The sequence below is a fragment of the Neisseria sp. S1 genome, assembly GCF_048060015.1.
GTDB lineage: Bacteria > Pseudomonadota > Gammaproteobacteria > Burkholderiales > Neisseriaceae > Neisseria > Neisseria arctica.
On record NZ_JBLUPI010000007.1, the window covers coordinates 155,400 to 176,044 of the forward strand.

The following is a 20,645-nucleotide window of genomic DNA, read 5'->3' on the forward strand; positions in this document are numbered from 1 at the left end:
GGCGGCCTATTGAACAGGGATTCGGCTGTCGCATCGCCGTTAAGTTGGGTATAATGCGAAAAATCACTAAATTACGGTGTATTACAAATACGCTGATATCCTGTTTGCTTTACTTTGAAAAGAGAGGCTGGAAATGTCTGATCGTGACGACGATAAAGAACAACGTTTAGGTTTGTGGATTGCCGGCGGAGCTGCGGGCCTGGCTGTTTTGGCAACATTATTTTACGGTATTTGGGGCTGGGAAAACGGCCATGTCGAAGGTTCGCCCACTTATGGTCAGGCCTCGGCAGCTTCTGCTGAAACGGTAGCTGCTTCTGCCGCTTCAGCAGAAGCGGTGGCTAATCCGGCCGAAGTTATTTTGGCTCCTGTTGCAGCCAGTGCGGCGGATGAAGCTTCCGTAGTTGTGGAAAATGGCGTGGTGAAATTCTATTTTGCCAGCGGTAAGGCGGATTTGGCCGTTGGTGCGCAAGATGCTTTGCAAGACGTATTGGCCGGCACTCAAAATGGTAAAAAAGCAGTGGTTTCCGGTTTTCATGACAGTACCGGTAATGTACAGCAAAATGAAGAATTATCGAAACAACGTGCTTTTGCCGTACGTGATGCCTTGTTGGCCCTCGGTGTGCCTGAAAGTCAGATCGAGTTACGCAAACCGGCCAGCTCGGATGGCGGCGGTAGCGGTAGTAATACCGAAGCTCGGCGCGTTGAGGTAGTTTTGGAGTAAAGTTCCCCTAACTTTTGAACAGCCCGGAAATATCCGGGCTGTTTTATTTTTAGTGGCGGATTATGGATTAGATAGTAGCGGATTAGAAAAAAAAATGTGAAAGGACGTAGGATAGAAAGCCTTTTAGAAGGTAAGAAATGTTGAAATAGATAAGATCGGGCCAGATAAAAGTAAAAGGCCGTCTGAAAAGACGGCCTTTGCTATATTGCGTTTGGAAATTATTTGAACGGTTTAACTTCCAAGCCGAACATCGCACGGGCGGTATTTAGCATTTGGCAGCTGAACCCCCACTCGTTATCATACCAAGCAAATACTTTAACCATATTGCCGCCGGTTACTTTGGTGAGCGTGGCATCATAATGGCTGGCTTCGGTAGTGTGGTTGAAATCCATAGAAACCAAAGGAAGGCTGTTGTAACCTAAAATTCCTTTTAACGGGCCATTTTCGGCGGCTTTTTTCATGATTTCGTTAATTTCGTCTACAGTAGTATCTCTGCCTGCCTTAAAGCTGAGGTCCACCAGCGAAACGTTGATTGCCGGTACGCGGATGGCCAAGCCGTCTAAGCGGCCTTTGAGTTCGGGTAATACCAAGCCGACCGCTTTGGCTGCTCCGGTTTTGGTTGGAATCATATTCTCTACACCACTACGGGCGCGGCGTAAGTCTTTATGGCGTACGTCGGTAATGTTTTGATCGTTGGTCAGGGCGTGGATGGTAGTCATCAACCCTTTACGGATGCCGATGGCGTCATTGAGTACTTTGGCAACGGGGGACAAGCAGTTGGTTGTACATGATGCATTGGAAACTACAGTCATATCGTCAGTTAAAACATCATGGTTCACACCGTAGACGATCGTAGCGTCTACATCGTCTCCACCGGGAGCGGAAATCAGCACTTTTTTTGCGCCCGATTCCAAATGTACCTTAGCTTTTTCTTTGCTTGTGAATGCGCCGGTACATTCCATTACCAAGTCTACTTTCAGTAGTTCCCAAGGTAATTCCGCTGGGTTACGGGTAGAGAAGAAGGGGATTTTTTTACCATTAATAATTAAATGGTTTTCATCATGATCAACATCGGCGGAAAAGCGTCCGTGTACGGTATCAAATTTGGTCAGATGGGCATTGGTTTCCAAACTGCCGCTGGCGTTAACGGCTACAATCTCGAGTTGGTCTTCCAATTTATAATCGTAGATTGCGCGTAATACTTGGCGTCCGATACGGCCATAGCCGTTGATGGCAATCCTAATGCCCATGTTTGAATTCCTTATATAATATAGTTTATGTTTCGCAAAATTGCAGTTTTTTGACAGGGCGGATTATATCGTAATGTAGTGGTGTGTAGTCAAGGTGGAGTTACAAGCGGTTACAGTTTGAAGTCATAAGGTGTTGCATATGAGAACGATTATTCAGTGGTTAGATGATATGGGAAATAGGTGCTAGGAAAAATTGGGAAAAACGGTACGAATAGATAATGTAAAGATATAAATAAAAGGTGGCAGGCAAGGTTTAAAAACAGCAGATAAAAAAAACCATCTATACCAAGGGGAAAAGTATAGATGGCCAAACACATTACGGGGAAAACGTCTTACTCACTTACTCACTTCTCATGAAGTAAGTGTTACTTCAGACGTAAGAATTATATAATAGTTCACTAAAATTAGTGTTAAGAATTGTAAATATGAAAAATGAATAAATAATTTGTTGATATTAAATAAAATTTAATAAATTTATTTGACTGGGATTTTATGGATTTAAGGGGGAAATAAATTTCCATTGCCCGGGTAATAACGATTGGGTATCCAGTTCTCCGAATTTTTCACGGTGTAGATGGCTGACTCGGTTACCAGCGGCAGCAACCATACGTTTGACTTGATGGTATTTGCCTTCGGTAATGGTAAGCATCAGCGTAGTGGGGGTTTCCAATACGGCATCTGCGGCACAAACGGTTTCTTGATCATCGTGCAGCAAGACGCCTTTTTTCAGCGTCATGCAGATTTCCTCATCTGCCGGGTGCTTGAGTGTGACGCGATAGAGTTTGGCCACTTTATGCTTTGGCGAAGTAACCCGATGGTTGAATTGGCCGTCGTTAGTAATCAATAAAACACCGGTGGTGTCTGCGTCAAGCCTGCCGACTGCCTGCATATCTATATTACGCATATGGTTGGGAAACAAGCTGAAGACACTCGGATATTGTTGGGGCTTGTGTGAGGTTTCATAATTGGCAGGTTTGTTGAGTAATATATAAAAAAAAGGCATCGGTACTGTGACGATTTCTTCACCATCTATTTCTAACTTGTAGATATCATCAGGATTAATATCTGCTTTGGGGTTGTTGGAAATTTCACCGTTGAGGGCGATACAGTCGTTTTCGATCAGCCATTGGCATTGTTTGCGACTGCCTACGCCTTGTGATTGGATATATTTGAGTAGTTGCATGGTGATATGGAATATTGAATACAAAGCCGTATTGTAATTTATTTGAGGCCGTCTGGAAGGCAAAAAAAAGCCCCTGCGTGAGGGGGCGTAAAAGGAACACAAACCACTACCAAAATTTTATGGGCATCTATAAATCTGCTATGGAAAGATGGGCTGCAGGATATAAAGCCCTATGCAAATCTCCGGCACAAAGTGTGAAATCTTGGCTATTGCCTATAGTAAAGCGGCCTTGTAGGGGTATCAGTTCAAGCAGATGGGTATTGGCAACTTGTATTAAAGAATCCTTTGTATGACGTATGCGTTGCTGGAGTGTGTGTAGTGCGCGGCTATACAGGCTGCTTTTAGGACTGATAGCTTTGGTGTCTGCAATCCAGCTTAAACGGGCTTGATTAGCATTGTCTTCTATCAGAAAAATCCCTTGGCGGTTTCTATACGGTATATCCGCTTGCGGCAGCCAAACATAATAATTGCCATCAAGCGTAACATATACGCTCTCATGAACCTCAGCGCTGTTATTACATTGGGTAGCTAATAGCAAACGATATGTATGCTGGTGTAGTCGCAATATATCTAGAGAGATTTGCTTGAAAATATTTTCTGGCATATAACTCTCCTTTACTGTTGGTTACCGTTAACCATATAGTACGGAAAATTAAAAATAATTGCAAATGATAATTGTTATTATTTAATAAAATTATTTTAGTATTTTGTATTTAAAGGAAATAAAGTTTATTTAAATAGGGATGGTTATGGTTTTTCATTATCGGAACAGGCTTATTTTTACTTTGACGGCTGCTTTTAGTATGATGCGGTTGAATTTTAAAGAAAGTTTTTATCTAGTATGAGCCAACGTCAAATTATTCTTGATACCGAAACCACTGGTCTTTATCCCCAAAGCGGCGACCGTATGGTGGAGTTTGCCGGTTTGGAAATGGTAAACCGCCAATTTACCGGTAGTAACCTACACTTATATATTCATCCGGAACGTGATATGCCGGAAGAGGCGGCCGCCGTGCATGGTTTAACGATTGAGGTGCTTGAAGAAAAAAATGCGCCTATATTTGCCAAGGTGGGACAGGAAATTGCCGATTTTTTACGCGGATCCGAGTTGATTATCCATAATGCCAAATTCGACGTAGGTTTTTTGGATATGGAGTTTTCCCGTATGGGTTTGCCAAGCATAGAGGAGTTGGGCTGCCGTGTTACGGATACTTTATCGATGGCGCGCGAAATGTTTCCGGGCCAAAAAGCCAGTTTGGATGCGTTGTGTACCCGCTTTGATGTAGATCGTAGTAAGCGTGTATACCACGGTGCATTAATTGACTGCGAATTGTTGGGTGAAGTGTATCTGGCGATGACGCGTGGCCAGTTCAGTTTGGTTGATGGTTTGGCAGAAACCGCTGCCCAAGAGGAGGTACGGCAAGTGGCACGTCCTGTACATTTGAAAGTGTTGAAGGCAGATGAAGCCGAATTGGCCGAGCATAAAGCATATTTGGATATTTTGGACAAGGCTTCCGGTGGCAATTGTATTTGGCGGCCTAAAGAAGCAGAGGCTGAAGCATGAGGCGTAATATCGCATTGATTCCGGCAGCTGGAGTGGGCGCGCGTTTTGGTGCAGACAAGCCTAAACAGTATGTCGTGATTCATGGTAAAACAGTATTGCAGCATACGTTGGACATATTCATCAATCATACAGCTATACATCATGTAGCCGTTGTATTGTCGCCGGAGGATAATTATTTTCAGACGGCCTCATCATGTGAGCGTGTGAGCATCTTACGTTGTGGTGGAGCAAGCCGTGCGGAAACGGTGCGAAACGGTATCAATGTTTTGCTGGGAAAAGGTGTTGCAGCGTTAGAGGATAACATTTTGGTGCATGACGCCGCACGTTGCTGTTTACCCGAACAAGCTCTAGACCGATTGATCGAATCGGCGGGAAGCCGCTCCGAAGGGGGAATCCTGGCTGTGCCGGTTGCCGATACGCTCAAGCGGGCTGATGCAGGGCAGCAGGTTGAAGAGACCGTTTCCCGGGATGGTTTGTGGCAGGCACAAACGCCGCAGCTGTTTCAGGCTGCATTGTTACAGCGTGCTTTGTCGGGTGATTTAGATAAGGTAACTGATGAGGCAGGTGCTGTGGAAGCATTGGGCATAAGACCATTTTTGGTAGAAGGGGATAGCCGCAATTTGAAATTGACCCTGCCACAGGATGAATATATTGTGCGCCTGCTTCTTTCGGATAATTTGTGAAATATCTACTGTAGGACGATTTAATGGGCGACAAGCCACAGTCGGTTGTTGATGGGGTTCCTATAATAATGTGCCGTCTGAAAATAAACGAATGAAGGGTAAACCTCAAGGGTATCTATGGTGCCTCCAATAAGTATGGTCTGATTTGGTTAGGCCCATGATTTTTTTAGGTAAAGATTAAATAGGATCCGTATAGGGATCTGATATAGAAAGTATGAAGGTTAAATAATGAATATCCGTATCGGACAAGGCTATGATGTGCATCAATTGGTAGAGGGGCGCCCTTTGATTCTTGGCGGAGTAACGATTCCGTTTGAGAAAGGTTTATTGGGGCATTCTGATGCCGATGCTTTATTGCATGCGATTACAGATGCACTGTTAGGTGCCGCGGGTATGGGCGATATCGGCAGCCATTTTCCTGATACTGCAGCAGAATTTAAGGATGCAGACAGCCGCATATTATTGCGTGAAGCCTACCGTAGCGTAGTAGAGGCTGGCTGGCGTGTGGTTAACGTAGACAGCACCATTATTGCTCAGCAGCCTAAGCTTGCTCCGCATATCGCTGCCATGCGTGCCAATATCGCTGCGGATTTGGGTTTGTCTGAAAATGCCGTCAACATTAAAGGAAAAACCAACGAAAAGCTGGGCTATTTGGGGCGCGTAGAAGCAATTGAGGCACAGGTTGCGATCTTGTTGCAAGCAGTATAGGGCGGTGTGAAACTGCTGCGGCAGCGGTGGAAAAATGTTAGGATTTATTGGTCAGTGTGGTTTCAACGAGGAGATATTTCATGGCAACACAAGATGATTTGAAGCGTATTGCGGCAGAAAAAGCCGTAGAATTCGTACCTGAAAACGAGTATATCGGTATTGGTACGGGCTCAACCGTTAATTTCTTTATCGAAGCTTTGGGAAAAAGCGGTAAGAAAATTAAAGGGGCGGTCGCTACCTCTCAGGCAACGGCCGATTTGATGGCTAAGTATGAAATCCCGCAGGTAGCTCTAAACGATGTGATGGGTTTGGCGGCTTATTTTGATGGTGCAGACGAAGTCAATCATTCGTTGCAAATGATTAAAGGGGGCGGCGGTGCGCATTTGCGTGAAAAAATTGTCGCCAGTATGGCGGATACTTTTGTGTGCATCGCGGACGAAAGCAAATATGTGTCACGTTTGGGCAAATTCCCCCTGCCGGTAGAGGTGATTCCGATGGCACGCTCGATGGTATCCCGTCATTTGCTGGCAATGGGTGGTGAACCGGAATTGCGTTTGAATTTTGTTACCGAGTCTGGTAATCAGATTGTAGATGTACACGGTATGTATTTCCCTCAACCTTTAACTTCGGAAGACGAAATTAATAAAATCGCCGGTGTGGTTGAAAACGGCTTGTTTGCCCGTAATGCGGCCGATATTTTGGTGTTGGGAACTGCTGATGGGGCAAAAGTCATTAAGCCTCAATAGTAAATTGTTGGTATGATACCGGCAAAGGCCGTCTGAAAGCCTAGTTTCAGACGGCCTTGTTTTATTTATGGGGTAGTACAAAAGAGTGCAGTGGAATGTTTTCCGAGAAGTATTTATATAAGAATTAGTAGATAAAAATATTAGAACTAATATTTAAGAATTTGAAAATACGCGGAAAATAAGTATTAAACAAAGGATTCGGTTTGGTTGGCGGTATCAACGGCCGATAAAGGTAGCTGGCAAATATTTTAAGTAGTAAATATGGATTTGAGTTTTTTATATGGCTGGGTAGTGGCCATATTCGGTTTGTTGGGTGCAAATGTGTCGGATGCGGCATTGCCCCAATGGCTTCAAAATAGTGTTGAGTTTATCAGGAAGCAAAGTCGTGAGCAGACTGAATCGGCAGCACAGGCACACTTTGGCGCATATGTGTCTGCCGTATCTGATGGTGACAGTATCAGGGTAATTGATCCAAACGGCCAACGGCGGCGTATACGTTTCGCTTATGTCGATGCTCCCGAATTAAACCAAGCATACGGTAAAGCAGCGCGTAAGGCCTTGATGGAGATTATCGAGGGACAAAATGTGGAAGTGCTGGTGTTCGATCGCGACCGCTACGGACGGGAAGTCGCTCAAGTCCGCCTCAATGGCCGGGATGTAGGTTTGTGGATGATTGCCAACGGGCATGCTTGGCATTATAGGCAGTATGCAAAGCGTGCTCAAAATGGTGTGGACTACAGTGATTATACGTATGCCCAAGCGCAAGCCCGGCAAAACCGTATTGGTTTATGGCGGGCAGCCCGGCCGCAAGCTCCGTGGGATTTTCGGGCAATGATCAGGGAGCAGCAAAGTAATACGGGTAAGTAAATAATTAAAGAAACAGTGTTCGGAAAACCATATACAATATTTGATTTAAGGGTAATGCCTCCCGGATGATATGCGCCCCCTGAACAATTGTCGCCTAGCCGCTCATAAATAGGCCGTAGCTGCCGTGTTAGGCCGGTTTGCGATACAGGATTTATCACGATACAAAGTATGATTGATTATGAACAAACATATCCGCCAAGAAATATTTGAAAGATTGCGTGCCGATAATCCGCATCCGACTACCGAGTTAAATTTCAGCAGCCCATTTGAGCTACTGATTGCCGTATTACTTTCTGCGCAGGCAACGGATGTTGGCGTGAATAAAGCCACGGCCAAGCTTTTCCCTGTTGCCAATACACCGCAAGCCATGTTGGATTTGGGTTTGGAAGGTATTATGGAGTACACGAAAAGCATCGGGCTTTATAAAACCAAATCCAAGCATATTATTGAAACTTGCCGTATTTTATTAGAAAAACACGGTGGGGAAGTGCCGGATACCCGAGAGGCTTTGGAAGAGTTGCCCGGTGTAGGGCGTAAAACGGCGAACGTTGTATTGAATACGGCTTTTCGCCAGCTTGCTATGGCTGTAGATACCCACATTTTCCGAGTCAGTAACCGTACACGGATTGCTCCGGGTAAAAATGTACGTGAGGTTGAAGACAAACTGATGAAGTTTGTTCCGAAAGAATTTTTGCTGGATGCCCATCATTGGCTGATTTTGCATGGCCGGTATACCTGTAAGGCCCAGAAGCCGCAGTGCGAACGTTGCATTATTAATGATTTGTGTGAATATCCAGCAAAAACAATAAAGATATAAAATATTTTCCTTGAAAAATATTTCTAAAGATATTGCTTTGCTATGGTAATTGTTTATATCGCATTTTGTTTGGGGCTCTGCTTATTTTTTCAGACGGCTATAAACAAGTATTTCATTTTTTTAATAAACGTTTTGTGCAATCAGGCTTGATTTCATTTAAAATGATCTTTGGATCGGTTGATGGACAATATGAAAACAAAAGGAAAAGTTGTGAATAATAAGCCAAAATATATCGCACTGCTTCTTGCTTCTTCGCTGGCTTTGGGCGGCTGCGACAAAGTAAGTAGTTTTTTTGGTCAAGATGAAGCTAAAGAAGGCAGTTTGGTACAAACGGTCGAAACTAAAACCGAGGACGGCACGGTTAATATGCTGCTGCCCGACTTTACCAAACTGGTTGAGCAAGAAGGCCCGACGGTTGTGAATATTCAGGCAAACAAAGCGACGATGACGACTGCATCGCGCAGTGACAACGGTATGGACTTGAGCCAATTCACCGACAATGATCCGTTTTACGAGTTTTTCAAACGACTGGTTCCGAATATGCCGGATGTGCCGCAGCAAGAAGAGGATTCCGAGCTTAATTTCGGTTCAGGCTTTATCATCAGCGCCGATGGCTATATTCTCACCAATACCCATGTAGTCAACGGAATGAACAATATCAAGGTGTTGCTTAACGACAAGCGCGAATATACAGCCAAGCTGGTTGGTTCGGACCAGCAATCCGATGTGGCATTATTGAAAATCGAAGCCAAAGACCTTCCGGTCGTAAAAGTCGGTAATCCCAAAACTTTGAAGCCGGGCGAGTGGGTTGCCGCCATTGGCGCCCCGTTTGGCTTTGATAACAGTGTGACGGCAGGTATCGTATCGGCTAAAGGGCGTAGTTTGCCAAATGAAAATTACACCCCGTTTATTCAAACCGATGTGGCGATTAACCCCGGTAACTCAGGCGGCCCGTTATTTAATCTGCGCGGACAGGTAGTTGGTATCAACTCTCAAATCTATAGCCGTAGCGGTGGGTTTATGGGTATTTCTTTCGCCATTCCGATTGACGTTGCCATGAATGTTGCCGAACAATTGAAATCAACCGGTAAAGTACAGCGCGGTCAATTGGGCGTGATTATTCAGGAAGTTTCGTATGATTTGGCCAAATCATTTGGTTTGGACAAGGCCAGCGGGGCGTTGATTGCCAAAGTTTTGCCGTCTAGTCCGGCTGCTAAGGCAGGATTGCAGGTGGGCGATATCGTCCGCAGTGTAAACGGTGAAGAAATCCGTACTTCAAGCGACTTACCCGTTATGGTAGGTGCAATGGCACCGGGTAAAGAGGTCATCTTGGGGGTATGGCGAAAAGGTAAGGAAGTAGAAGTCAAAGTGCAGCTTGGTTCGGTTGATGGTGCTAATGAGTCGGGTGAGGCTGCATCTGATAATACTACCTTTGGTGCACAACAAGGCCAAGGTTTTACCATAAGTGAAATGGGATTGAGTTTGCAGGTCCGTGAGCGTAACGGTAGTAAACGCTTGGTGGTGTCGAATGCGGAAGGGTTGGCGGCACGGGCAGGGTTACGCAGGGGCGATGAGATCCTGGCTGTTGGCCAATTGAGCGTAGAAGATGAGTCTACTTTCCGAAGTGCCATCGAAAGTACGGGAAAAAATATTCCGCTTTTGGTGCAGCGCGACGGCAGTACTTTGTTTCTTGCAATGAATCTGCAATAAAGATGATTAATGCGTTTCAGACGGCCTTTTTAAAAAAAGGCCGTCTGAAATTTTTGAAAACCATAATTTAGTATATTTGATTCGGCTTGAAATCAGTAAGTCGGACTTTATGTTTTCTCCGAGGATACTATGTCTGAAACCCGTATTCCGCGCGGCCCGGTAATGGCCGATGTACAAGCTTTCAAGCTTACTGAAGAAGAAAAGCAGCGCCTGCGCGACCCGGCAGTGGGCGGCGTGATTTTATTCCGTCGAAATTTTGAAAATATCGAGCAGCTTAAAGCGTTGGTGGTGGAAATCAAAGCTTTGCGTACTCCCGAATTGATTATTGCCGTAGATCATGAAGGAGGAAGGGTACAGCGTTTCATAGAAGGCTTCACCCGTTTGCCCGCCATGAGTGTATTAGGTGAAATTTGGGATGAATCCGGAGCGGATGCAGCTAAAGCTCAGGCGGAACAAGTCGGTTGGGTATTGGCTACCGAACTTTCTGCTTGCGGTATTGATCTATCATTTACGCCAGTGTTGGATTTGAACTGGGGGCAATGCGCCGTTATCGGTAACCGTAGTTTCCACCGAGAGGCTGAGGTTGTTACTGAATTGGCTTTGGCATTGCAGAAGGGTTTAAATCGTGGCGGTATGAAAACTTGCGGTAAGCATTTTCCCGGTCACGGTTTTGTAGAGGGAGACAGCCATCATGTGCTTCCACAAGATAATCGTTGCTTGGATGAGCTTGAAGCGGCCGATATTCTGCCTTTCCGCCGATTGGCTGCCGAAGGTATGGCGGCGGTGATGCCCGCACATGTGGTTTATCCTCTGGTAGATTCGAAGCCCGCAGGCTTTTCTGAAAAATGGCTCAAGCAGATCCTGCGTAGGGATATCGGCTTTAACGGGGTGATATTTTCAGACGACCTGACTATGGAAGGCGCTAGCGGGGCGGGCGGAATTAAAGCGCGTGCGCAAATTTCGTTTGATGCGGGCTGCGATATTGTTTTGGTATGTAACCGCCCGGATTTGGTTGATGAATTGCGTTGTAATTTTGAAATGCCCGACAATCCCGAGCTGGCCGCACGCTGGCAGTATATGGCCAATACTTTGGGAACGGAAAAAGTGCAAGCGATTTTGGAAATGTCCGAGTTTCAAGCTGCTAGGGTTGCCGTTGCCCGTTTGGCGAGTCCTAAAGATTTGGCCGGCGGTGTGAAAGTAGGTGAAGCGTTTTAACAGTATTTTTATGATTGGTTAGACTTAAGCATTGGTAAAATGAGTGATACGCTAAAAAATTATATTACTCCCGGCGGCTGGCAGGCATTGAAAGACGAACTTTACCAGTTGGTTAATAAAGAGCGCCCGGAAATTGTGCAGGTGGTAAATTGGGCGGCCGGCAATGGCGACCGCAGTGAGAACGGCGATTATCTTTACGGTAAGCGGCGGATGCGTGAGATTGACCGCCGCATTCGCTTTCTAACCAAGCGTTTGGAAGCGGCTGTGGTTGTGGATCCCGAAGCAAGAGAGCCGACCGACCAGATATTTTTTAGCGCTACGGTTGAATTGTTACGTGGTGATGGCAGCGAGCAAACCGTTAAAATCGTCGGAGTGGATGAAATTGATACCGCCCGCAACAAAATTTCTTGGGTATCTCCTTTGGCACGCTGTTTGATTAAGGCGCGCGAGGGAGATGAAGTTGTGCTGAACGGTCCGGATGGACAGGAAACCATCGAGATTTTATCGGTACAATATATCAAGATTGACTAAAGAATTTCTATTTAAAGTGATTTTCGTAAAATAGGCCGTCTGAAAAAACAGAAGATAAGTATCTGTAATTTTCAGACGGCCTATATTTAAATTTTGATCTATCGGTATCCGTATTAAAAGATTTCACCCCGCTGTTTTTCAGAAAGCGGGGTGAAATCTTTTATGGAAATGAGAAGGCTTTAAGCCACGTTTACCCCCAATAATTTACCGATGAAAGCCGTGGATGCCAATGCGACGGAGCCCCAAATCAATACGCGCATCAGTGCCGGCAGAATCCGTGCGCCGCCGAGTTTGGCCGATAAAAAGCCCAAAATGGCCAAGCCGATTAAAGTGGTTCCGGCTAATACCGTCATTAATTGTTCGGAAGGAGTGAGCAGCGCAACAAGCAGCGGAAGGATAGCTCCGCAACAAAAAGCCAAAGCGGAGGCTCCCGACGCTTGCAAAGGATTGGCACTGGCGGTTTCGGTAATGCCGATTTCGTCACGTGCGTGGGCATCGAGCGCATTATGTGCGGTCAGCTGTTCCGCTACTTGTTGAGCCAGCTCTGGTGTCAGTCCGCGTTGGCGGTAAATTCCCGCCAGTTCAGCTAGTTCACGTTCGGGGTTGTTGGCCAATTCATATTCTTCTTTGGCTAAGTCGGCGCGTTCGGTATCAGATTGGCTTGATACGGATACGTATTCGCCAGCTGCCATGGAAATGGCTCCAGCTACCAAGGCGGATACACCGGTAAGCATTAATGTGTGGAAATCGGGCTTGGCAGCGGCTAAACCCATCAAAAGGCTGGCGGTTGAAATCAGGCCGTCGTTTGCACCGAGCACACCGGCCCGCAGCCAGTTACCGCGGTGGCTGTAATGTTGTTCGCTGTGGGAATGCATGAGAGTTCTCTATCGTTAATAATTTCTTATTAATCTTAACATAGAAGGATTAAGTAAAGCTTAAATTAGAGAGTAAGCGAATAGCTGCCCGGTTTGATTGCTACTGCCAGGCCTTCTTTTGTGTCTGTGTTTCTATTGCATCACAATATACTGTGCCTATGACCTTTGCCATAAGTAAGTCTGTAAAGATTGATCGGTATAAAATAGGTATTAAGATTTAACAACTTCGGAGGGTGAGTCCTATCAGGTAAGCACGTTGGTGCATATCCGTGCTTACCAAGATTAATAAAGGACTGTGGTGTGTATTTCAGTAGTAAAAAACGCTGAGATTCTTAATCGTATTTACAGAGTTTCGGGGTATCAATTGTTTTGTTTCCGCTTATTGCGGCCATTTCATTTCACCGCTTAATACCTTGGCACTTAATTCCAAATCTTGGGTGCCTTTGTAATTCGGATATTCGGCTTTTATTTTTTGGATAAATACCTTGCTTGTTTCACCTGGATGCCAATTTTTTTCCACATGGCGCAGATATTCTTGGTTTTCTTGAATAACCTTTGGACTAGGTGTACCGATAAAGTGTCCGGGAATAACCGTTTTGGGTTCTAATTCTGCCATTTGTTGAAGGCTTTGCTGCCAGCGGCTACGGGCTTCTGCCGTTTGGCTGTCAGCCAACCATAAGTGCATACCTTGGTAAAGTTGCACACCGCCAAATAGGGTGCGGCTTTGCGTATCCCATAAATAGGTATGTGCAGGGTCAATATCTTGGCCTTTTATGGCTATGCGGCTGTTACCGACTGTCAAGTTATTGCCGGTAAAAGGTTGTGGCAATACTAAAGCCTTTGGGGCATTTTCTTTTAGAATCGGTGACCAATAGTTGTATTTGCCGATAATACTGTTTTGAATATGATTAGCAGTTTCGGGAGTAGCGATTACCTTTGCCTTTGGAAAAGCTTGGGTGATGACATCTAAGCCAAAATAAAAATCAGGATCATAGTGGCTGATATAAATGATTTTCAGAGGTTTGTTGAGTGATTGCAGTTGAGATACTACTTTCAGTGCGTCATTACGTTGGAATTGTGCATCTACAAGCATCAACTCGCTGTCTCCTTCGACGATAACGCTGGTAACCGGGAAAATACTATTTTCTTGAGGGTTGTAAGTATGAAATTTTAAGTTATCCGCTAAAGCGGTTTGGCTTAAAAGTGAAGCAGTTAGAAGTAGTGCAGCGGTATTTTTCATTGTATAGAACCTTATATTGGATAACGAATTTGATTGTATTTGTTTTAAAAATAAAAAAATAGATACTAAAATGAAAGTATTGTTTTCAAATATGGAAATTAAAAATAGATTTAAATGCAGTAAAAATGTTTATTGCCTTGGTTCAAGCGGGAAGTTTTTCGGGTTGTAGCACTAAAACAGGCATTCCTATTGCCACTTTGAGCCGAAAAATTAAAGAGTTGGAAAGATACTTGAGCGTACAGCTTATTGAGCGTTCCCGCCAAGGTATCCGTTTGACATCAAGCGGCCAGCAGCTTGTTGAACAGGCAGGAGAAAGTATTGAAAGTTTGAGTACGGTAGAGCAGTATATCCGTAACAGCCAGCAAAAATTAACTGGAAAATTAAGACTTTCGATGCCGCAAGCTTTTGAATTGTGGTGGGCATTACTGCATGATTTCCAATTGGCTTATCCTGATATCGATGTACATGTAGCAGCGAATAACCGAAAACTCGATCTGATTGCTGATGGTATTGATGTGGCTGTTAGAGTGGGAGCTGTCGGAGTGGAAAATATGGTAGCGAAAAAAGTGATGGAACTGGAAATGCGCTTGGTAGCCGGAAAAACGTTTACTGCCCGTTACGGCATGCCGGACAGTATTGACAGGTTATTGGATTTTCCTTTGGCTTGTAATGCAGAGGCGGCGGATAAGCAGGCAGAATGGAGACTGGGTGGTAAAATACTGGTGGTAAAGCCGCATTTTGCTACCAATGATTATTTCCATTTGCGATATTGGGCATTGTTGGGTAACGGTATATGTGAGCTGCCGGCGATGCTAGCAGATAGTTTTATCCGTAGTGGAGAGCTTGTCATCATTTTGCCAGAGCAGGCTTTGCCTAAGCAAAATATCCATTTGGTTTATCCCAGCCATCGTCATCCATCCAGCATCGTGCGTGTTTATATTGATTTTTGTGTAACTTGGTTGCAGCAACATGATATGGTTGGGCAAGCAACTTTGCAAGGTATTCCCTTGAGATTGGGATTAGGGTAGCTTGTAAATTTATTTTTCTATATTAATCAATTATCTTGTTATGTCTGTCGGCTATTCTTTAGGATAGCAATGTAAGGGTTATGGATAGTGATTATTGCCCGCGTAAAAAAAGTGAATCTAAATCTTTTAACGACAGTTTTACCCAAGTAGGGCGGCCGTGGTTGCATTGGTTGCTACGCGGTGTACGTTCCATATCGCGCAAGAGAGCGTTCATTTCGGGCAGGGTGAGTTGGCGGCCTGCACGTACCGAACCGTGGCAGGCCATGGTAGCAAGCATTTGGTTTTCCCGTGCTTCTATGGTTTGTGCCGATCCTGTATGGGCGACTTCATGCAGCATATCGCGCGCCAGTGCGGCAACATCTGATTTCCCTAGCATTTGCGGTACGGCTCGAACGGCGATGGTGTTGCCGCCCATATCGGAAAGTTCCAAGCCGTATTCGCGCAATATTTCACCGTGATCGGCCAAGGCGGCGATTTCCTCATGGCTTGCGGTAAAGGTAACGGGGATCAGAAGAGATTGTGAGGGTAGGCTGCCTTGTTCGTTGCGGCGTGCTTTCATTTTTTCATAATTCACCCGTTCGGCTGCAGCGTGCATGTCTATCAGCAACAGGCTTTCCTCGGCTTGGGCCAATATATAAATGCCTAAAAGTTGGGCGATAGCGAAGCCGAGGGGAGGTGTTTCCGTATCGGTTGTTTGGTTTTCACCAGTGGAAGGTGTGGTGATTCCGTTTGTTTTGCCACCGAAATAAGCCGATTCTATTGGGTGCAGTTCGGTATCGTTGTGACTAACCGATTTATGGTCACGGTATAGCTCCGCGTATGTATTGAGTGCAGCCTGGCTTTCGCGTAAGGATAGGCTGCGTTGTTGGGTCGGCCGTGCGGCCGGGGTATAGGAGGCAGGCGCGGATTTGATATTGGTATTTTTAAAAGTAGTACTTTTTTCGGCAGGTAAAGGATTCATGCCGTCTGAAAAAGAAGAGGTAGGGGTTGCAGAGTTTTTTCCCACTGCAATGTTATGCAGTATGCTGCCTACATTGCTAACGCTTTCGGTTTGGTCGGCCCGGGTTTCTGCTAAGGCTTTGTTGAGGGTGTGGAAAACCAGCTGATGTACGGCTTGACTGCCTCGGAAACGGATTTCGGTTTTGGTTGGATGTACGTTGACATCCACAGTTTCGGGCGGCAGTTCTAAAAATAGTACGAATGCGGGGGTAAGTGCATTGTGCAAAACGTCGCGATAGGCTTGTTTGACGGCATGCAGCATGACTTTATCGCGAACGAAGCGGCGGTTGACAAAGCAGAATTGTTTGTCGGTTTTTCCTTTGGCAAAAGTGGGTTTGGCAATAAAACCGGTTAAACGTAACGGGCCGCTGCCGCTGTCGATTTCCAGCGAGGCCGTCTGAAAGTCTGTGCCGACAATCGCGGCTACGCGTTCACCGAGCGATTGCGGCGGATATTGGAAAACGGTTTTACCTTCGCGCTTGAGAGAAAAGCCGATATGGGGATTGGCCAATGCCAGGCGTTCGAGCATGGTGGCGCAATGGGCGTATTCGGTGTTTTCCGACTTCAAAAATTTACGGCGTGCCGGTGTGTTGAAAAATAATTCGCCGACTTCTACGGTAGTGCCGACCGGATGTGCGGCAGCACCGCCTTGGTGGAGTTTGCCGTCTACGGCACTGATGCGTCGTCCATGGCTGTTATCGGCTTGTCGGCTGGTTAGTGTGAGCCGCGATACCGATGCGATACTGGCTAAACCTTCGCCACGAAAACCCATACTAGCCACGCGCTCCAAATCGGAAAGGCTTTGTATTTTGCTGGTGGCATGGCGTGAAAGCGCCAATTCGATATCATCCGGATGAATGCCTTTGCCGTTGTCGGTAATGCGGATGAGTTTGATGCCGCCGCCCGAAAGTTCGACATTGATTTCGGTAGCGCCCGCATCAATGCTGTTTTCAACGATCTCCTTGACGGCGTTGGCCGGGCGTTCGACTACTTCACCCGCTGCGATTTGGTTGACAAGATGGTCGGGAAGGGCGGCAATACGGTTCATTTTCATCAATCGGCAAGGGTACTTAATGGGGGTGATTATAGCGTATAGGCCGTCTGAAAGGAAAAAGCTCCCTCTTGACGACTTTTGATTAAACAGGGTAGATTGGTGTCAAAGCAAGTTTGCTTTTGTTTTTTTAGATTTTTTTATTCCATTTTATCTTAGCGGTGCCATGAAAGAATTATCGAATCAGCCGGCTTAATTTTATTGGTTATTCAGTTTTTGTAACGTTTCATCAATAAGGTTGTGCCTGCGGTGAGTACCATGTGCGATGCCAGGAGGAACTATGCAGAAAACCAGCCCAGCCAGCAGAAACCTTGATGAGGCTTACCTTGAAGCCAGCCGTATGCTGGATATTGTCAATACACCCGAGGAGCAGTTGAATGACGAACAGCGCCATTGGGTATCTTCTCAAGTAGCCGAAAATTTTGCCAACCACGTTAACCGCGGCTTTTTGAATTATCGAAAATCAGTAACCGAAACTACGGATTTTGCGCTTACCGATTGGTGCGGCGAAGGTTCGATATTACGCGATATTATGGGGCGCGAATATATCGATATGCTCGGAGGATTCGGGCTTTATAGCCCGGGTATCCGTCATCCCAAAATCGTTGCGGCTGTCAAAGCCCAGCTTGACCGCAGTCCGCAATATAGCCAAGAAATGCTTGACCCCTTGCGCGGGCAACTGGCTAAAGTTTTGGCCAAACTGACTCCGGGAAATCTGCAATACGGATTTTTTGCCAATAGCGGCACCGAGGCGGTGGATGGGGCGATGAAACTGGCCAAGCTTTATACGGGACGGCGCGGTTTTATCTCGACTACCGGCGGCTTTCATGGCAAATCTTTAGGTGCGCTTTCGCTGTTGGGTAAGTTTGTTTACCGCGAGCCTTTGCTCCCTCTGCTGGGCGGTATCCGCCATGTACCATACGGTGATGCCGATGCGGTGGAGCAACTTTTGCGTATCGCCGATTCGGTAGGTAGTATGGATGTGGCGGCCGTTGTGGCAGAACCCGTGCAGGGAGAGGCCGGAGCGATTGTTCCACCTGACGACTATTGGCCTCGATTGCGCGAAATATGTAGCCGTTATGGCGTCTTGCTGATTGCCGATGAGGTGCAAACCGGTTTTGGCCGCACCGGTAAAGTATTCGGTGTAGATCACTGGGGGGTAACGCCCGATATCATTTGTTTCGGCAAAGCCTTGGGCGGTGGCGTAGTACCGATGTCCGGCTTTTTCTCTAGCGCTGAAATTTGGGCATGTCTCGAACCCAATCCATTCATGCATACCACTACTACGGGCGGTAACCCGTTGGCTTGTGCCGCAGCCTTAGCCGGAATCAGTGTCATGCTTGAAGAAAACCTACCTCAGCAGGCAGCGGAAAAAGGCGAGTACCTGATGAAGAAAATCGGTATGTTGCGCAATAAATATCCGCATATTTTGAAAGATATCCGCGGTAAAGGCTTATTGCTTGCCATGGTGTTTGAAAACGATGAGATCGGCTATAAAGTGGTTTCGGGTTTGTTCAAGCGCAATGTGTTGACTTCGGGTACGCTGAATAATTCTTCAGTCGTTCGTCTTGAGCCCGCACTCAATATTTCTTACGAATTGCTCGATGAAGTGTTGGTACGGTTGGAAGATACGCTTAAAAGCGTCAGCGAAGCGGTTTAAATGAAAAGGCCGTCTGAAACAGAGTGTTCAGACGGCCTTTGTGTTTACTAAGTAATAAAATAGTACGGAGTCAGCCGTTCGGAAACAAAGGAGAGAAGCGATGGAATATAAATTATGGATTAATGGTGCGTGGCAGAATGGTGCAGATACAATTGCTGTCGAAAATCCGGCTACGGGCGAGACTGTAGCACAAGTGGCAGTAGCGGGAGAGAAAGAAGTTAACGCTGCGGTGTCTGCGGCTAAAGAAGCATTTGAAGACGGTCGTTGGAGCAAGCTTAGCCCGGGAGAGCGTTCGGCCGTATTGTGGAAAATGGCGGATATCGTTGAAGAGCGTAGTGACGAGTTGGCAAAAATCGAAAGTGAAGACAGCGGTAAACCTTACGAATTTGTCAGCAAAGGAGGGGATTTACCCTTTGTGGCAGACAATTTGCGCTTTTTTGCTACTGCCGCACGCGATATTCATGGCAGCCGTGCGGGTGAGTATAATCCCGCGTATACCTCGATGTTGAGAAGAGAGCCATGCGGTGTAACAGCAGGTATTGCGCCGTGGAATTATCCACTACTGATGGCAGCTTGGAAAATAGGCCCGGCATTGGCCGCAGGTTGTACTTCCGTTATTAAGCCTTCCGAGCTTACCCCGCGTACCGCATTATTATTGGGAGAAATTGCTCAAGAAGCCGGTTTGCCTGACGGTGTGCTGAATATTATTACCGGAGCTGCAGAAACGGGTAAAGCGATTGTGGCTCACCATGATATCCAAATGGTAAGTTTAACCGGCTCCGGCGATACCGGAAAATTTATTATGCGCTCGGCGGCAGATACCCTTAAGCGCGTACATTTGGAACTAGGCGGAAAAGCTCCCTTGATTGTTTTGTCGGATGCCGATATTGAAAAGGCAGCAGAAAAAGCAGTGTTCGGCGGATTTTTCAATTCAGGGCAGGATTGTACTGCTGCTACGCGTCTTTTAGTGCATGAATCTGTTGTGGATCAGTTTACTGAAGCACTGCTGGCTGCAGCGAAAAACTTTAAAGTAGGCTTGCCCTTTGAAGCCGATACTATGATGGGATCGTTGATTTCAGCCAAGCAGCTGGAGCGTGTATCCGGTTTTATCGAACGTGCCAAAGCCGCAGGAGCAAAAACATTGTTTGGCGGTCATTCGCTTGATTTTGGAGGCGGTCATTATTACAGCCCGACTATTCTCAGTGGCGTGGAGCAAACTGCCGAAATTGTGCAAAACGAAGTATTCGGCCCGGTAATGACCTTGCAAACATTCAAGAGTGATGAAGAGGCATTGCATATGGCCAATGATGTGCGCTTTGGTTTGGCTTCATCGGTATTCACAGCTGATGTGGCCCGCGCTATGAATTTTTCAGCTAATTTACGCTTTGGCACGGTATGGGTAAATGATCATTTGCCGTTGACTTCTGAAACACCGCATGGTGGGTTCAAGCAATCCGGTTTTGGTAAGGATTTATCGGCTGAAGCAGTGGGAGATTATCTCATTACCAAACATGTAATGGTCGCTTTGTAGTTAGCTTTTCTTTTTAGGAAATCAAATGGTTGGGGGATATAGTAGATATTAATGCCATGTAACCCAATTAATCAGCCGACTTGATGAAAGATTATTTGATAACCGTTTTACAAAAGTAGAAGGGCTACCTGATAGATATAGGGGCTGTATTAGATTAGCCTTAAATATCACACCAAATTCGCAAGATTTTAAGTTGCTCTTTTGGTGTACCAAAGTTAAAACGAAATTCGCATTCTTTCAAGAATAAAGGGAAAGATTTTCGGTCA

General features: G+C 45.9%; 19 protein-coding genes and 1 pseudogene. 13 read left to right on the forward strand and 7 right to left on the reverse strand.

The features are described 5' to 3' along the window. Positions 1–133 precede the first annotated feature (133 nt). Positions 134–721, forward strand: coding sequence for an OmpA family protein (locus ACEPPX_RS07200; protein WP_416623499.1), 588 nt, complete (start codon positions 134–136; stop codon positions 719–721). Positions 722–939: 218 nt separating this feature from the next. Here the strand turns inward: ACEPPX_RS07200 and gap are convergent, their stop codons facing one another. The 3 genes from gap to ACEPPX_RS07215 form a co-directional block, all read right to left on the reverse strand. After that, a complete protein-coding gene (gene gap / locus ACEPPX_RS07205; protein WP_416623500.1) occupies positions 940–1,971 on the reverse strand; it encodes a type I glyceraldehyde-3-phosphate dehydrogenase in 1,032 nt (343 codons plus the stop codon). Between the two features lie 490 nt (positions 1,972–2,461). Next, positions 2,462–3,154 (reverse strand): pseudouridine synthase, encoded by a 693-nt coding sequence (locus ACEPPX_RS07210; RefSeq protein ID WP_416623501.1) that lies wholly within the window; start codon positions 3,152–3,154, stop codon positions 2,462–2,464. Positions 3,155–3,281: 127 nt separating this feature from the next. Beyond that, complete coding sequence (locus ACEPPX_RS07215; protein WP_416623502.1) at positions 3,282–3,758, reverse strand: pyridoxamine 5'-phosphate oxidase family protein; 477 nt, start codon at positions 3,756–3,758, stop codon at positions 3,282–3,284. A gap of 237 nt (positions 3,759–3,995) precedes the next feature. Here ACEPPX_RS07215 and dnaQ point away from each other — a divergent pair, with 237 nt between their 5' ends. The 9 genes from dnaQ (at position 3,996) to greB (ending at position 11,995) form a co-directional block, all read left to right on the forward strand. Then, complete coding sequence (gene dnaQ / locus ACEPPX_RS07220; protein WP_416623503.1) at positions 3,996–4,718, forward strand: DNA polymerase III subunit epsilon; 723 nt, start codon at positions 3,996–3,998, stop codon at positions 4,716–4,718. Beyond that, positions 4,715–5,401 (forward strand): 2-C-methyl-D-erythritol 4-phosphate cytidylyltransferase, encoded by a 687-nt coding sequence (gene ispD, locus ACEPPX_RS07225; RefSeq protein WP_416623504.1) that lies wholly within the window; start codon positions 4,715–4,717, stop codon positions 5,399–5,401. The genes dnaQ and ispD overlap by 4 nt, the downstream gene beginning before the upstream one ends. Positions 5,402–5,629: 228 nt before the next feature. Next, positions 5,630–6,109 carry a 2-C-methyl-D-erythritol 2,4-cyclodiphosphate synthase gene (ispF, locus tag ACEPPX_RS07230; protein ID WP_416623505.1) on the forward strand — a complete coding sequence of 160 codons (480 nt, stop codon included), beginning with the start codon at positions 5,630–5,632 and terminating at the stop codon, positions 6,107–6,109. Positions 6,110–6,189: 80 nt separating this feature from the next. Further along, complete coding sequence (gene rpiA / locus ACEPPX_RS07235) at positions 6,190–6,855, forward strand: ribose-5-phosphate isomerase RpiA (protein WP_047761114.1); 666 nt, start codon at positions 6,190–6,192, stop codon at positions 6,853–6,855. Positions 6,856–7,116: 261 nt separating this feature from the next. Then, positions 7,117–7,722 carry a thermonuclease family protein gene (locus ACEPPX_RS07240; RefSeq protein ID WP_053008338.1) on the forward strand — a complete coding sequence of 202 codons (606 nt, stop codon included), beginning with the start codon at positions 7,117–7,119 and terminating at the stop codon, positions 7,720–7,722. Positions 7,723–7,900: 178 nt separating this feature from the next. After that, positions 7,901–8,539, forward strand: a complete 639-nt coding sequence (nth, locus tag ACEPPX_RS07245) for an endonuclease III (protein ID WP_047761115.1) — start codon at positions 7,901–7,903, stop codon at positions 8,537–8,539. 210 nt (positions 8,540–8,749) lie between these two features. Next, the gene (locus tag ACEPPX_RS07250) at positions 8,750–10,249 is read left to right on the forward strand and encodes a DegQ family serine endoprotease (RefSeq protein ID WP_047761180.1); all 1,500 of its coding nucleotides are present in this window, start codon (positions 8,750–8,752) and stop codon (positions 10,247–10,249) included. A gap of 129 nt (positions 10,250–10,378) precedes the next feature. Next, on the forward strand, positions 10,379–11,464 hold the full coding sequence (gene nagZ / locus ACEPPX_RS07255; protein WP_416623506.1) for a beta-N-acetylhexosaminidase: 1,086 nt from the start codon (positions 10,379–10,381) through the stop codon (positions 11,462–11,464). A 39-nt stretch (positions 11,465–11,503) separates the two neighbouring features. Beyond that, complete coding sequence (gene greB, locus ACEPPX_RS07260; protein ID WP_416623507.1) at positions 11,504–11,995, forward strand: transcription elongation factor GreB; 492 nt, start codon at positions 11,504–11,506, stop codon at positions 11,993–11,995. Between the two features lie 179 nt (positions 11,996–12,174). Here the strand turns inward: greB and ACEPPX_RS07265 are convergent, their stop codons facing one another. Together ACEPPX_RS07265 and ACEPPX_RS07270 are read right to left on the reverse strand one after the other, a co-directional pair. Then, on the reverse strand, positions 12,175–12,870 hold the full coding sequence (locus ACEPPX_RS07265) for a VIT1/CCC1 transporter family protein (RefSeq protein ID WP_047761118.1): 696 nt from the start codon (positions 12,868–12,870) through the stop codon (positions 12,175–12,177). A gap of 379 nt (positions 12,871–13,249) precedes the next feature. After that, complete coding sequence (locus ACEPPX_RS07270) at positions 13,250–14,110, reverse strand: MBL fold metallo-hydrolase (protein ID WP_047761119.1); 861 nt, start codon at positions 14,108–14,110, stop codon at positions 13,250–13,252. Between the two features lie 104 nt (positions 14,111–14,214). Here ACEPPX_RS07270 and ACEPPX_RS07275 point away from each other — a divergent pair, with 104 nt between their 5' ends. Continuing rightward, the gene (locus ACEPPX_RS07275; protein WP_416623515.1) at positions 14,215–15,138 is read left to right on the forward strand and encodes a LysR substrate-binding domain-containing protein; all 924 of its coding nucleotides are present in this window, start codon (positions 14,215–14,217) and stop codon (positions 15,136–15,138) included. 91 nt (positions 15,139–15,229) lie between these two features. On the opposite strand, the gene mutL is transcribed toward ACEPPX_RS07275, so the two are convergent. Beyond that, positions 15,230–17,185, reverse strand: a complete 1,956-nt coding sequence (gene mutL, locus ACEPPX_RS07280; protein WP_416623516.1) for a DNA mismatch repair endonuclease MutL — start codon at positions 17,183–17,185, stop codon at positions 15,230–15,232. 283 nt (positions 17,186–17,468) lie between these two features. Here mutL and ACEPPX_RS07285 point away from each other — a divergent pair, with 283 nt between their 5' ends. Further along, positions 17,469–18,848, forward strand: coding sequence for a putrescine aminotransferase (locus ACEPPX_RS07285; protein WP_416623508.1), 1,380 nt, complete (start codon positions 17,469–17,471; stop codon positions 18,846–18,848). A gap of 100 nt (positions 18,849–18,948) precedes the next feature. After that, positions 18,949–20,379 carry an aminobutyraldehyde dehydrogenase gene (locus ACEPPX_RS07290; protein WP_416623509.1) on the forward strand — a complete coding sequence of 477 codons (1,431 nt, stop codon included), beginning with the start codon at positions 18,949–18,951 and terminating at the stop codon, positions 20,377–20,379. A 160-nt stretch (positions 20,380–20,539) separates the two neighbouring features. Here the strand turns inward: ACEPPX_RS07290 and ACEPPX_RS07295 are convergent. Then, positions 20,540–20,645, reverse strand: a pseudogene (locus ACEPPX_RS07295) (IS1595 family transposase); the annotation flags it as partial.

What these genes read in the sequence shown, in the direction of transcription:
- ACEPPX_RS07265 (WP_047761118.1), bottom strand. Translation starts at nt 12,870, where the DNA reads ATGCATTCCCACAGCGAACAACATTACAGCCACCGCGGTAACTGGCTG.
- ACEPPX_RS07290 (WP_416623509.1), top strand. Translation starts at nt 18,949, where the DNA reads ATGGAATATAAATTATGGATTAATGGTGCGTGGCAGAATGGTGCAGAT.
- ACEPPX_RS07240 (WP_053008338.1), top strand. Translation starts at nt 7,117, where the DNA reads ATGGATTTGAGTTTTTTATATGGCTGGGTAGTGGCCATATTCGGTTTG.
- ACEPPX_RS07215 (WP_416623502.1), bottom strand. Translation starts at nt 3,758, where the DNA reads ATGCCAGAAAATATTTTCAAGCAAATCTCTCTAGATATATTGCGACTA.
- rpiA (WP_047761114.1), top strand. Translation starts at nt 6,190, where the DNA reads ATGGCAACACAAGATGATTTGAAGCGTATTGCGGCAGAAAAAGCCGTA.
- ispD (WP_416623504.1), top strand. Translation starts at nt 4,715, where the DNA reads ATGAGGCGTAATATCGCATTGATTCCGGCAGCTGGAGTGGGCGCGCGT.
- ACEPPX_RS07285 (WP_416623508.1), top strand. Translation starts at nt 17,469, where the DNA reads ATGCAGAAAACCAGCCCAGCCAGCAGAAACCTTGATGAGGCTTACCTT.
- ACEPPX_RS07200 (WP_416623499.1), top strand. Translation starts at nt 134, where the DNA reads ATGTCTGATCGTGACGACGATAAAGAACAACGTTTAGGTTTGTGGATT.
- ACEPPX_RS07270 (WP_047761119.1), bottom strand. Translation starts at nt 14,110, where the DNA reads ATGAAAAATACCGCTGCACTACTTCTAACTGCTTCACTTTTAAGCCAA.
- greB (WP_416623507.1), top strand. Translation starts at nt 11,504, where the DNA reads ATGAGTGATACGCTAAAAAATTATATTACTCCCGGCGGCTGGCAGGCA.
- nth (WP_047761115.1), top strand. Translation starts at nt 7,901, where the DNA reads ATGAACAAACATATCCGCCAAGAAATATTTGAAAGATTGCGTGCCGAT.
- ACEPPX_RS07210 (WP_416623501.1), bottom strand. Translation starts at nt 3,154, where the DNA reads ATGCAACTACTCAAATATATCCAATCACAAGGCGTAGGCAGTCGCAAA.
- gap (WP_416623500.1), bottom strand. Translation starts at nt 1,971, where the DNA reads ATGGGCATTAGGATTGCCATCAACGGCTATGGCCGTATCGGACGCCAA.
- ispF (WP_416623505.1), top strand. Translation starts at nt 5,630, where the DNA reads ATGAATATCCGTATCGGACAAGGCTATGATGTGCATCAATTGGTAGAG.
- dnaQ (WP_416623503.1), top strand. Translation starts at nt 3,996, where the DNA reads ATGAGCCAACGTCAAATTATTCTTGATACCGAAACCACTGGTCTTTAT.
- nagZ (WP_416623506.1), top strand. Translation starts at nt 10,379, where the DNA reads ATGTCTGAAACCCGTATTCCGCGCGGCCCGGTAATGGCCGATGTACAA.
- mutL (WP_416623516.1), bottom strand. Translation starts at nt 17,185, where the DNA reads ATGAACCGTATTGCCGCCCTTCCCGACCATCTTGTCAACCAAATCGCA.